This window comes from Limimaricola hongkongensis DSM 17492 (assembly GCF_000600975.2).
GTDB lineage: Bacteria > Pseudomonadota > Alphaproteobacteria > Rhodobacterales > Rhodobacteraceae > Limimaricola > Limimaricola hongkongensis.
In genome coordinates, this window is sequence record NZ_KK088653.1 from 62501 (window position 1) to 74485 (window position 11985).

Here is an 11985-nt window from a genome sequence, read left to right on the forward strand (position 1 = left end):
CAATGGCATAAGCCAGCCTGACTGCAAGACTGACAAGTCGAGCAGAGTCGAAAGACGGCCATAGTGATCCGGTGGTCCCGAGTGGAAGGGCCATCGCTCAACGGATAAAAGGTACGCTGGGGATAACAGGCTGATACTGCCCAAGAGTCCATATCGACGGCAGTGTTTGGCACCTCGATGTCGGCTCATCTCATCCTGGGGCTGGAGCAGGTCCCAAGGGTATGGCTGTTCGCCATTTAAAGAGGTACGTGAGCTGGGTTTAGAACGTCGTGAGACAGTTCGGTCCCTATCTTCCGTGGGTGTAGGATACTTGAGAGGAGTTGCCCCTAGTACGAGAGGACCGGGGTGAACGATCCACTGGTGGACCTGTTGTCGTGCCAACGGCAGTGCAGGGTAGCTATGATCGGACAGGATAACCGCTGAAGGCATCTAAGCGGGAAGCCCCCCTCAAAACAAGGTATCCCCGAGGACCGTGGTAGACCACCACGTCGATAGGTCGGAGATGTAAGCGCAGCAATGCGTTCAGTTGACCGATACTAATGGTCCGATAGGCTTGATCCGATCCAGAAACAGCAAGGCTGGATCCGAAAGCATACACGCAAAACACGGTGTACGACCTGGAACGACGGCCCCCCCGAACGGGACGGGCCGCTGAGATGTTCTTTTCTCGGTCTGGTGGCCATAGCACGAGCGAAACACCCGATCCCATTCCGAACTCGGCCGTTAAGCGCCGTCGCGCTGATGGTACTGCGTCTCAAGACGTGGGAGAGTAAGTCACCGCCAGACCTAGAAAAGAACATCACAAACATTCTCTCTGAACGATGCAAAACATCCTGTCGCGGGATGGAGCAGCCCGGTAGCTCGTCAGGCTCATAACCTGAAGGTCGCAGGTTCAAATCCTGCTCCCGCAACCAATACTCCCACATCGACACCGCGCTCGTCAGGCTCATAACCTGAAGGGCCAAGGCCGTCTCGGAAACGCTCCGGGGGAGCGGTTCAGGCCTTGGCGGGCGGAGCCCCGGCGCAGGTTCAAATCCTGCTCCCGCAACCAGATTTCCCCAAAGCATCGATGAAGACCGACCGTCAGGCGCGTGCCTCACGCAAACCGCGCGGCTTGAGGCCTCCGCGCCACGAATCTCGCAAACCTTCCCCGAGAGAGCTCTGGGAATTGGCTCCGGGGCTTCTTCTGCTGTTCAATCCGCCCAACGTTTTCACTTGGGAAGTTTTGGCCATGACCCGACCTCGTTTGCTCGTCGCCCTTTGTCTTTCGCTGGCCCTTCCGGCGCCGATCGTCGCGCAGGAGGCCGCGCCAGCAGCCATGGACCTGACGCTGCGCGGCGACAGCGTGGTCACCTTCGATCTCGCGGCGCTCAAGGACATGCCCGTCTCCAGCTTCGAAACCAGCACGGTCTGGACCGACGGGGTCAGCCGCTTCACCGGCGTGGCGCTGGTCGATCTGCTTGGCGTTCTGGGCGAGAAGGGCGACTCCATCCGGGCGGTTGCGCGGGATGGTTACGCCGTCGAAATTCCCGTTTCCGACGCGGTGCCGGAAGGTCCGATCGTGGCCTACGAGATGGATGGCGTGCCGTTGGACGCCGACATGATGGGGCCGTACTGGATCGTCTATCCCTATGACAGCGACCCGGCCTATCGCGGCGAAGAGATCGAAGCGCGCAGCATCTGGCAGCTCGACACGCTCGAACTGGGCGACTGATCCGGCTGGCTCAGCCGGGGTCGATGCCGAGGTTCTTCACCAGACGCATCCCTGCCGCGGCATCGGCCAGCGCGTCGATCGCCGCCATCGCGGCCATGAAGGCCGCCATGCAGATGACGTGGTTCGCGCCGGTCTGGATCAGCCGTTTGCGGCGGGTGTCGGTGCGCGCGAAGATCGGGATCTCGGGGCGCAGCATGAAGACCGATGCCAGATAGACGAACAACAGCGCCGACAGCGCCCAGTGCAGCGCGCGAAATCCCCAAAGACCGGTCTCCATGGCGATCAGCCGCGCCAGACCGACCAGCAGGCCCCAGCGCAGCACCGTGAAGATCTCGGTCGCGATCGCTTCGAGCCGGGTGCCGAGCGTCCGGCGAAACCGATCATCCGAGAGCTGATCCAGCCAGAACCGGATCGAGGCCATGATCGCATCCTCCGCAGGAAGGGTGCCTTCATTGAACACCTTTCGCGTGGCGCCGCATAGCCCGGGGCCGAACCGGCGCGCGCGTTGGGCGTCATGCACCGACTTCAGCCCGAAGGGCGACCGGACGGAGTACTCGCATTGGTTGCTTTGTACGCAATCGCTCTCTTTACGCGGTTGCAGGCGCCGCTATCTCCGTGTGCAGGAGGAGCGCAAGATGACGGCAACCGGCCCTAGAGATCTCGAAATGACGGATGCGGCGGGGGTGACGGCCCGGCTGCGGCGCTGGGTGCCGCTCGGGGCGTGGCTGGCCGCGTCGTGGCGCGAGACCGGGCGGATCGTGGGGTATCGCGATGAGGAGGACGTGCTTTACCCGGTGTGCCAGTTCGATGCGGCGGGGCTGCCGCTGCTGGAGATGCGCAAGGTGATCGTGGCGCTGCGGCCGGTGATGGGGGAGGCGGCCATCGTGGGATGGCTCGGCACCGGCTGCACGCTGCTTGGTGGGGCGCGCCCCGCCGACCTGCTCGGAGCGCCGTCTTCGGCGGCGGTGGGCGAGGCCGCCCGCGCGACGGCGCGGGAGATGGCGCAGGCGGCCTGAGCGCGGCTCAGCCGATTGGCGGGGCGGTGAACAGCGTGACCTTCAGCCCGCCATGCGGCACCGGCGGTCCCCATGGCGTCACCGGCAGGCCGGTGGCGCGCGCCAGCCCCGCTTCGCTGGTGACGATGCCGACGCGCCAGCCGCGAAAGTTGCGGCGCAGCGTGTCGCCCAGCGCGCCATGCAGGCCGTAAAGCAGCTTCTTGTTGCCGATCCGCCCGCCATAGGGCGGGTTGACGATGACGAGCCCGGGGGGGCCGTCGGGCGGGGCGGCGTCGCTGACCGCCGCGTGGTGGAACGCCGCGACATCCCCCAGACCGGCCCGCTGCGCATTGGCATTGGCCCCGGCCACCGCGCCCGCATCGCGATCCGATCCGACAAAGCGCTGTTCCGGCGGGGTCGAGCCCGCATGCGCATCGCGCAGCGCCTGCCAGCGCGCGGCGTCGAAGCTCGCCAGCCGCTCGAAGGCGAATTGGCGCGACAGTCCGGGGGCAGCACCGGAAGCGATCGCCGCCGCCTCCAGCACGAAGGTGCCCGAGCCGCACATCGGGTCGTAGACCGGCTCCTGCCCGCTGTAATCGCAGGCGCGCAGGAACAGCGCGGCCAGCGTTTCGCGCATCGGCGCCTTGCCCACGAACTGCTTGGTGCCGCGCCGATGCAGCGGCACGCCGGAACTGTCGAGGCTGAAGATGACCTCGTTGTCCTCGATCCGCACCTTGAGGGTCAGCGGCGCCTCGTCGGTTTCCGTCTCTTCAGCGTCGTCTGCGATGACCGCACCAAAGGCCGCGAGCGCCGTCTCGATCCGCTGCTTCGCCGCGCCCGCATGGTAGATCTTGGAGCGGCGGCAGGTGACGTCGACCCGCACGGCTTCGCCGGGGCGCAGAAGCTCGCCCCAGGGGAACTTGCGGGCCCGCTTGTCGAGCTGCGCGAGGTGAAACGCCATGAAGCCGCCGATCCGCACCAGCACCCGGCCCGCGCCGCGCAGGCACAGGTTGGCGCGCCAGACCTCGTCCCAGCCGCCTTGCGTGACGACGCCGCCGGGCACGGGGTTCGGCGCGGCGAAACCCTGTTCGCGGGCCTCCTCGGCCAGCAGGGGTTCGAGGCCGGGCGGGGCCTGAAGGAAAATCTCGAAGGGGGTCTGGGTCATGGCCGCCTCCATAGCCGCTCTGTTGCGCCGCCGCGACGGGAATCTCGTGACCCGCGCCGCCTTGCGCGGGGGAGGGGGAAGGCTAGGTGTCGCGGGGCAGCCTCCCGCGAGGGGGGCATATCGTCATCAATTCAGGGGGCTTCCATGAAAACCGCCAAGGACTATCTCGACGAGGCCAACGCGCAGGTCACGCGCATCCCGGCCGATGAGGCGATCAAGAAGCATGGCGGCGACGCGCTCTTCGTCGACGTGCGCGATTCGGCGGCGATCGCCAAGACCGGCACCATCGCGGGCGCGCTGCGGGCGCCGCGCGGCTTCATCGAGTTCATGGCCGACGAGAACAGCCAGTTCCACGAGCCGAAATTCCGCAAGGAGGCCGACATCCACCTCGTCTGCGGCGCGGGCGGGCAGGCAGCGCTTGCGGGCAAGACGCTCAAGGAGATGGGCTTCGCGCATGTCACCAATATCGGCGGCATCGGCGACTGGAAGGAGGCTGGCGGCCCGATGGAGGAGTGATCTTCGGGACCGGTCGGCAAAGGGGCCGCGCCATCGGGCGCGGCCCCTTTTTCATCCGGGTGCCTGCCGGATGGCGGCGCGTCAGATGTTCATCGCCCCGACCGAGCCGCCATCGACCCGGTAGGCCGAACCCACGGTAAAGCTGGCGCGGTCCGAGCACAGCAGCGCGATCACCGGGGCGACCTCCTCGACCCGGCCGCGGCGGCCCAGCGTCAGGAAGGGGCGCTCTTCCTTGAGGAAGCTTTCGATCGCCTCGTCCATGCTCACGCCCAGCTCGTCGGCGCGCTTTTCCATCATGCCGTCGGTCATCGGCGTCTCGATGAAGGCGGGTGAGACGGTGTTGAACAGCACGCCCTTGGGCGCATAGGGCATCGACACGCATTTGGTGAAGTTCAGAAGCGCCGCCTTGGCCGCGTTGTAGACCGCCTCGTCGGCATAGGGCTGCACCGCGTTTTCCGAGGTCACGAACACCACCCGGCCCCAGCCCTTTTCGACCATGCCGGGCACCAGCGCCCGGCTCAGCCGGACGGCGGACATGAAGTCGATCTCCCACGCCTCCATCCAGTCGTCATCGGTCATCTCCAGGGGATCGCCCTTGGCCCCGGTGACGCCCGCGGCATGGACGAGGATGTCGCAGCCGCCTTCCTCTGCGAGCCGCTCCTTGAGCCGGGCGATCTGGCCGGTATCGGTGAGATCCGCGGCCATGACGCCCGCCGCGCCGCCGACCGCCGCGTCGGCCTTTCGAAGCGCGTCTTCGTCCATGTCGGTGAGAAAGGGATGCGCCCCCTCCTGCTTGAGAAGCCTGGCCACCTCGATGCCCATGCCGCCCGATCCGCCGGTGATGAGCGCGCGTTTGCCCTTGATGCCGAGATCCATGCGATGTTCCGTTCCTGGCTGGGGTGGGCCGGTCAGGGCCCGTCGGCGATACAAGGACCGGCGCAGGTTCCGGTTCCCGGGGCGCAATGCCGCACCGCATGGAACCGCTGCCCCGGCAGCCCGGTTCGCGTTGCAGGGGCAAAGAGGACCGACATGACCGAGGACACCAAGCGGGCGACCGCATCAGGCAATCGTTGGGGCGCCACGCCCGAGGGCGGGGGGCGCTGGCGCTTCGGCCTCTGGGCACCGTCGGCCAAGACCGTCGCGCTTTGGCGTGACGGGGCCGAAACGCCGATGCAGCGCGGCGATGACGGCTTCTGGAGCCTGTCGGCCAAGGCCGAGGCCGGGCAGGAATACGGCTTCGTTATCGACGGGGAACGCCGCCCCGACCCGGCGGCGCGGCACCAATCGGGCGACGTGCACGGCGCGTCGGTGCTGGCCGATCCGGCGGCGCGGCGCTGGGGCACGCCGTGGGAGGGCCGCGCCTGGGACGAGGCCGTGATCTACGAGATGCATGTCGGCACCTTCACCCCGGAAGGCACCTTCAAGGCCGCCGCGAAGAAGATGCAGGCGCTTGCCGATCTCGGCATCACCGCGATCGAGATCATGCCGGTGGGCCAATGGCAGGGCGCGCGCGGCTGGGGCTATGACGGGGTGCTGCCCTATGCGCCGCACCCGGCCTATGGCACGCCCGAGGACATGCAGGATCTGGTGGAGACGGCGCAGGCTGCCGGAATGATGGTGATCCTCGACGTGGTCTACAACCATTTCGGCCCCGATGGCGCCTATCTGCACGCCTATGCGCCCGAGTTCTTCGACGAGGCGCGCCACACCCCATGGGGGGCGGCGATCGATTTCACGAAACCGGCGGTGCGCGCCTTCTTCATCGAGAACGCGCTCTACTGGCTGCGCGACTACCGGCTCGACGGGCTCAGGCTCGACGCGGTGCACCAGATCGTCGATCCCTCGCCGCATCACGTGCTGGTCGAGCTGGGCGAACGGGTGCGGGCGCAGGGCTTCGAGCGCCCCGTGCATCTCATCACCGAGGACGAACGCAACGAGCCCGAACTGCGCGATACCGGGCTTTATGCCGCAAGCTGGAACGATGACTACCACCACGCGGTGCACACCGCCCTGACCGGCGAGAACGAAGGTTACTACGCCCCCTTCGCGCATGACCCGATCGGCGATCTGGTGCTGGCGCTGACCCGCGGCCATGTCGAGGAGGGCCAGCCCCGCCATGGCCGCGACACCCGGCGCGGGCGGCCCGCCGGGCACCTGCCATGGACCGGTTTCGTCAACTCCAACCAGACCCACGACCAAGTCGGCAACCGGGCGTTGGGCGACCGGCTGATCACCCTGGCCGATCCGCGCGGGGTCGAGGTAACACATGCGATGCTGCTCACCGCGCCGTTCATCCCGATGCTGTTCATGGGCGAAGAGGTGGGCGAAACCGCGCCCTTCCTGTTCTTTTGCGATCACGACGGCGAATTGGCGCGGCTCACCCGCGAGGGGCGGCAGAGGGAATTCAAGGACTTCCTGAGCTTCGGCGACGAGGTGCCGGACCCCAACGCCAAGGAGACCTTCGAGCGGTCGCGCCCCTTCGGTGGCGATCCCGAGCGGATGGCGCATTGGCGCGATCTCACACGGCGCTTGCTGTCGCTGCGCGCCGCGCGCATCGTGCCTTGCATGAAGTCGGGCCGGGCCGGGCCCGCCCGCGTCACCCGCACCGGGCCGCGCGCGCTGTCGGCCTGCTGGCCTTTCGCCGAGGGGAACATCGTCATGCAGGTCAATCTCGGATCGCCCCCCGACACGCCACCCGCCCCCGAGCCGCAGGATATCGCCATCGGCGATCCGGCCATCGACCCCTTTGCCTTTTCCCTCACCGTGAGTTCCCACTGATGACCGCCCCGACACTCCCCCGCGCCACCTATCGCCTGCAGCTGCGCGAGGGCGTCGATTTCGACACGGCGCGGCGGCTGGTGCCCTATCTCGCCGGTCTCGGGATCAGCCATCTCTACCTGTCGCCGATCTTCACCGCCGCTTCGGGCTCGACCCATGGCTACGACGTGACCGACCCGACCGAGATCGACCCCTGCTTGGGCGGGCGCGAAGGGTTCGAGGCGCTGGCGCGCGACGCCCGTGCCGCGGGTCTTGGCATCATTCTCGACATCGTGCCGAACCACACCGCGTTTCATCTCGAAAATCCGTGGCTGCGCGACGTGCTGCGCCACGGGCAATCCTCGCGCCATGCGCGGCATTTCGACATCGACTGGGCCAAGGGGCGCCTGGTGCTGCCGTTTCTCGGCGAGCCGTTCGAGGACATGCTGGAGGCGGGCGCCTTCCGGCTGGAGGACAGCGACAGCGGCCCGCAGCTCGCGACCGCGCATTTCGCCGTGCCGATGGCGCAGGGCACGCTGCCCTCCGAGGAGATGCGCCGCGATCCGCAGGCGATCCGAGACGCCCATGCCGCCCAGCCCTGGCGGCTGACGCATTGGGAATACGAGCGCGACGGCGTCACGCACAGGCGGTTCTTCAACGTCACCGGGCTGATCGGCATGCGGGTCGAGGACGAGGCGGTGTTCGAGGACATGCACCCGCTGCTGTTCGATCTGCTGGAGCATGATCTGGTGCAGGGCATAAGGCTCGATCATATCGACGGGCTCGCCGACCCGGCCGCCTATCTGCGCCAGCTGCGGGATCGTGTCGGCGACACTCCGGTCTGGATCGAGAAGATCCTCACCGGCGACGAAACCGTGCCCGCCTCCTGGCCGATCGAGGGCACCACCGGCTACGAGGCGGCGCGCGCCATTTCGCGCGTGCTCACCGATGCCGAGGGGCTGGGACGGCTCGACGAGGTCTGGCGCCGCGAAACCGAGCGCGAGGGCAGCTTTCACGACGCGCTCCTGACCGCCAAGCACGAGGTGATCCGCCAGGAGCTGGCGGCCGAGCTGCACCAGCTCATCGACATGGCGCGGGTGGCCGTGGGCCCCGAGGATGCGCTCGAAATCGGTGACGAGGCGCTGCGCGAGGCGATCATCGCCCTGCTCGTGGCCTTTCCGCGCTATCGCACCTATTTCGCAAGCGATGAGGCCCCCTCGGACGAGGATCGCGCGCTGATGGACAAGGTCGCCGCCGAGGCCGGTGAGGGGCTGCGCTCAGACGCGGCGGTGCAGCGCATCGCCGGCTACCTGATCGACCCCGACACGCCCGAGGAACGCGCGCTGCAATGCCGGTTCCAGCAGGTCACCGGCGCGCTTCTGGCCAAGGCGCATGAGGACACGGCGGGCTTTCGCTGGAACCGCTACATCGCCGCCAACGAGGTCGGCGCCGATCCCGATGAACCCACCATGACCGCCGAGGCGCTGTCGGGCTGGCTGCAACGCCGCGCGCCGTCCGAGATGACGCTCACCTCGACGCATGACACCAAGCGGTCCGAGGATGCGCGGATGCGGCTCGTCGCCATCAGCCATTTGCCCGAGGCCTTTCTCGCGCTGTGGGAGCACAGCGAGGATGTCGACGGCGCGCAAGAGATCGATCCGAACCTGCGCTGGTACATCCTGCAGACGCTTCTGGCGATGTGGGAGGAGGGGCGCGGCGACGTCGCCGACAGGCTGGGCCGGCACGTCGAAAAGGCGATGCGCGAGGCCAAGGAGGTCACCACCTGGACCCATCAAAACGCCGAGGCCGAAGCCGCGGCGCAGCGCTTTGCCGCCGCGCTCGCCGCAAGCTGGGGCGCGGAACTGCCCGCGGGGGCGGCGCAGCTCATGGCCCGGGGAGAGGCGCTGTCGCTGGCGCAGGCGGGGCTGAAGCTGGTGATGCCGGGCGTGCCGGACATCTATCAGGGCACCGAGGTGGGGGCGTTCCAGCTCACCGATCCCGACAACCGCATGGCCGTCGATTTCCGCGCCATCGCCCGGTTGGCCACGCGCGGCGCGCCCGATTGCTTCGCGGGGGAGGTGTCGCTGGACGAGATCCCCGGCGCCGCCGATCCCGACATCGCGTCGCCCGACGGCGCGCCCGATCTCGACAGCTTCGCGGGCCGCAAGGCGCGGCTGATCTGCGCGGGGCTGTCGCTGCGCCGCCAGCGTCCGGGGTTCTTCGAAACCGCCGAGACGCGCGTCGAAGCCCCGGCCGGGGGGCAGCTTCTGCTGATCCGCGAGGGCGCCGAGGGTCGGCTGGAACTGCGCATCGACCGGCAGGGCCACCCGCTGTCCGACGCCCCGGAGGGTGACCCGGTCTGGCCACGTCACGAGGCCGACCGCGATGCGCCGCTGCGTCTCGACTGGGTGCCGTCCGTCGGCTGAACGGCCCGGGTCGGCCGGTCGGGTGGAACCCCGGCCCGGCTGCGGCGTTCGGGCATGAGCCTCCAAATCCCGTGCAGGGGCCAATGCCTGTGCCCGCATCCCGATTTTCATCCCTCCGGCGCGCTTCCCCGCGCCGGTCATCCGCGCCGTCCTGATCGGACGCCGCCACGGAGTTCAGACAACTTGATGGCCAAGGACATCCAACCGAACCTGCCCGCCTTCGACATCGCCGCCTCGCGCTCGGACGCGCTGGGCGCGAATTACGACGGCTACGGCACCAATTTCGCGCTGTGGTCCGACAACGCGACGGCTGTGCAGCTCTGCCTTTTCGATGACGAAGGCCGCGAGCAGATCGCCTGCCTCGACATGCCCCGCATGGAGGGCGGCATCTGGCACGGCTACCTGCCCGATATCGGCCCCGGGCAGGTCTATGGCTACCGCGTCCACGGGCCTTGGGCGCCCGAGGAGGGCCACCGCTTCAACCCCAACAAGCTGCTGCTCGACCCCTATGCCTGCGAGATCAAGGGCGATCTCGAATGGGACCCGGCGCTGTTCGGCTATACCCAGCCGGGCGACGACACCGAAGGCCCCGACCCGCGCGACAGCGCACCCTTCGTCCCCAAGGGCGTCGTGGTCGATACCGAGTTCGACTGGGAGGCGGATTCGGCCCTGCGCCGCCGCTGGCAGAACGGGTTGATCTACGAAACCCACGTGAAGGGCGCGACCATGCGCCATCCCGACGTGCCGGAAGAAGATCGCGGCACCTTCGAGGGCCTCGCCTCGGACGCCTTCATCGACCACCTGACCCGCATCGGCGCCAGCGCGGTCGAGCTGCTGCCGATCCACGCTTTTGCCAATGACGGGCATCTCGCGGATAAGGGGCTGTCGAATTACTGGGGCTACAACACGCTCTCGTTCTTCGCGCCGCACAAGCCCTATCTCAAGTCGGGCTTCTACCGCGAGGTGAAGCAGGCGGTGAAGAAGTTCCACGCCGCCGGTCTCGAGGTGATCCTCGACGTGGTCTACAACCACACCTGCGAAGGCAACGAGATGGGCCCGACGCTGTCGTTCCGCGGCATCGACAACGCCTCCTATTACCTGCTGTCGCCCGACAACAAACGCCACAGCTACGACACCACCGGCACCGGCAACACGCTCAACGTCGAGCATCCGATGGTGCTGCGCATGGTGCTCGACAGCCTGCGCTACTGGGTGCAGGTGATGCATGTCGACGGCTTCCGCTTCGATCTCGCCTCGACGCTGGGCCGCGAGGCGCTGGGCTTCGAGCGCGAGGGCTCGTTCTTCGCCGCGATCCGGCAGGACCCGGTGCTCTCCACCGTGAAGCTGATCGCCGAGCCATGGGACATCGGTGACGGCGGCTATCAGGTCGGCGGGTTTCCGTGGCCGTTCCGCGAGTGGAACGACAAGGCGCGCGACGACACCCGCGCCTTCTGGCGCCGCGACAAGGGGCTCGTGCCCGCGATGGCCGAACGGTTGACCGGCTCGCCGGTGCAGTTCAACCACAGCCACCGCCCCGCGACCTCCTCGATCAATTTCCTCGCCGCGCATGACGGCTTCACGCTGTGGGACACGGTGTCCTACAACGACAAGCACAACGAGGCGAATGGCGAGGACGGCAAGGACGGCCATTCCAACAACCTGTCCGACAACATGGGCGTCGAGGGGCCGACCGACGACGAGACCGTCACCGAAAGCCGGGTGCGGCGGGTCAAGGCGATGCTCGGCACGCTGCTGATGAGCCAGGGCGTGCCGATGCTGCTCGCCGGCGACGATTTCGGCCAGAGCCAGGGCGGCAACAACAACGCCTATTGCCAGGACAACGAGACCACCTGGCTCGACTGGGAAAACGGGCGCGAGGAGATCACCCGCGCGGTGGCCGACCTCATGGCCTTCCGCAAGGCCGAGGGCGGTCTCGCGCGGCTGCGCTTCGCCCGCGCGCCCGAGGACGCGCCCGATGGCGGTCCCACCGTGACATGGCGCCACCCGGAAGGCCGGGCCATGGAGCCGGGCGATTGGGAGAACCCCGATCTCGACTGCTTCGGGATGCGGCTGGTGCCTCATGCCGAGGGGCGCGAGGTGCTCGTCGTGCTGAACTCGGGCGACAATTGCGAATTCAAGCTGCCCAAGGGCGGCTGGCGCCGCGCCATCGACACCACGCTCGACCCGGTGCGCTGTGATCTGCCCGAGCAGGGTCTTGTCGGTGTAGGCTGGCAGTCGGTCGTGGTCTGGGTGCCGGACCCGGAAGCCGGGGTGGACAAAGAGGCCCCCGCAGCCGGTGAGGCGGCATCGCAGGCAGCGGAGGACGACGCCTGAGGCGTGCCGGGCCACGCATCGACTTCAAAGAACAAGGCCCCCGCATCGTCCGATGCGGGGGCCTTTGCGTTCAGGAGG

At 67.8% G+C, this 11985-nt stretch carries 9 protein-coding genes, 1 tRNA gene and 2 rRNA genes (1 of these 12 running past the window's edge); 9 read left to right on the forward strand and 3 right to left on the reverse strand.

The window, feature by feature from the left end; genetic code table 11:
* The 4 genes from LOKHON_RS10795 to LOKHON_RS10810 form a co-directional block, all read left to right on the forward strand.
* Positions 1–561: ribosomal RNA gene (locus LOKHON_RS10795) — 23S ribosomal RNA — on the forward strand (it extends 2271 nt beyond the left edge of the window).
* 110 nt (positions 562–671) lie between these two features.
* A 5S ribosomal RNA gene (gene rrf / locus LOKHON_RS10800) occupies positions 672–786 on the forward strand.
* A gap of 51 nt (positions 787–837) precedes the next feature.
* A tRNA-Met gene (locus LOKHON_RS10805) sits at positions 838–914 on the forward strand.
* 317 nt (positions 915–1231) lie between these two features.
* On the forward strand, positions 1232–1714 hold the full coding sequence (locus LOKHON_RS10810) for a putative pterin-binding protein (RefSeq protein ID WP_026147554.1): 483 nt from the start codon (positions 1232–1234) through the stop codon (positions 1712–1714).
* A gap of 10 nt (positions 1715–1724) precedes the next feature.
* On the opposite strand, the gene LOKHON_RS10815 is transcribed toward LOKHON_RS10810, so the two are convergent.
* Positions 1725–2135 carry a hypothetical protein gene (locus LOKHON_RS10815; protein WP_017929157.1) on the reverse strand — a complete coding sequence of 137 codons (411 nt, stop codon included), beginning with the start codon at positions 2133–2135 and terminating at the stop codon, positions 1725–1727.
* Positions 2136–2349: 214 nt separating this feature from the next.
* Between LOKHON_RS10815 and LOKHON_RS10820 the strand changes: the two genes are divergently transcribed.
* Positions 2350–2730 carry a hypothetical protein gene (locus LOKHON_RS10820; RefSeq protein ID WP_162561795.1) on the forward strand — a complete coding sequence of 127 codons (381 nt, stop codon included), beginning with the start codon at positions 2350–2352 and terminating at the stop codon, positions 2728–2730.
* Between the two features lie 7 nt (positions 2731–2737).
* Here LOKHON_RS10820 and LOKHON_RS10825 read toward each other — a convergent pair whose 3' ends face one another.
* Complete coding sequence (locus LOKHON_RS10825; protein WP_026147555.1) at positions 2738–3874, reverse strand: THUMP domain-containing class I SAM-dependent RNA methyltransferase; 1137 nt, start codon at positions 3872–3874, stop codon at positions 2738–2740.
* 144 nt (positions 3875–4018) lie between these two features.
* Here LOKHON_RS10825 and LOKHON_RS10830 point away from each other — a divergent pair, with 144 nt between their 5' ends.
* Positions 4019–4390 carry a rhodanese-like domain-containing protein gene (locus LOKHON_RS10830; protein WP_017929160.1) on the forward strand — a complete coding sequence of 124 codons (372 nt, stop codon included), beginning with the start codon at positions 4019–4021 and terminating at the stop codon, positions 4388–4390.
* Positions 4391–4471: 81 nt separating this feature from the next.
* Here LOKHON_RS10830 and LOKHON_RS10835 read toward each other — a convergent pair whose 3' ends face one another.
* On the reverse strand, positions 4472–5266 hold the full coding sequence (locus LOKHON_RS10835) for an SDR family NAD(P)-dependent oxidoreductase (protein WP_017929161.1): 795 nt from the start codon (positions 5264–5266) through the stop codon (positions 4472–4474).
* A gap of 153 nt (positions 5267–5419) precedes the next feature.
* Here LOKHON_RS10835 and treZ point away from each other — a divergent pair, with 153 nt between their 5' ends.
* The 3 genes from treZ (at position 5420) to glgX (ending at position 11907) form a co-directional block, all read left to right on the forward strand.
* Positions 5420–7168, forward strand: a complete 1749-nt coding sequence (gene treZ, locus LOKHON_RS10840; protein ID WP_017929162.1) for a malto-oligosyltrehalose trehalohydrolase — start codon at positions 5420–5422, stop codon at positions 7166–7168.
* Positions 7168–9573 carry a malto-oligosyltrehalose synthase gene (treY, locus tag LOKHON_RS10845; RefSeq protein ID WP_017929163.1) on the forward strand — a complete coding sequence of 802 codons (2406 nt, stop codon included), beginning with the start codon at positions 7168–7170 and terminating at the stop codon, positions 9571–9573. The genes treZ and treY overlap by 1 nt, the downstream gene beginning before the upstream one ends.
* A 186-nt stretch (positions 9574–9759) precedes the next feature.
* The gene (gene glgX / locus LOKHON_RS10850; protein ID WP_017929164.1) at positions 9760–11907 is read left to right on the forward strand and encodes a glycogen debranching protein GlgX; all 2148 of its coding nucleotides are present in this window, start codon (positions 9760–9762) and stop codon (positions 11905–11907) included.
* Positions 11908–11985: the final 78 nt, after the last annotated feature.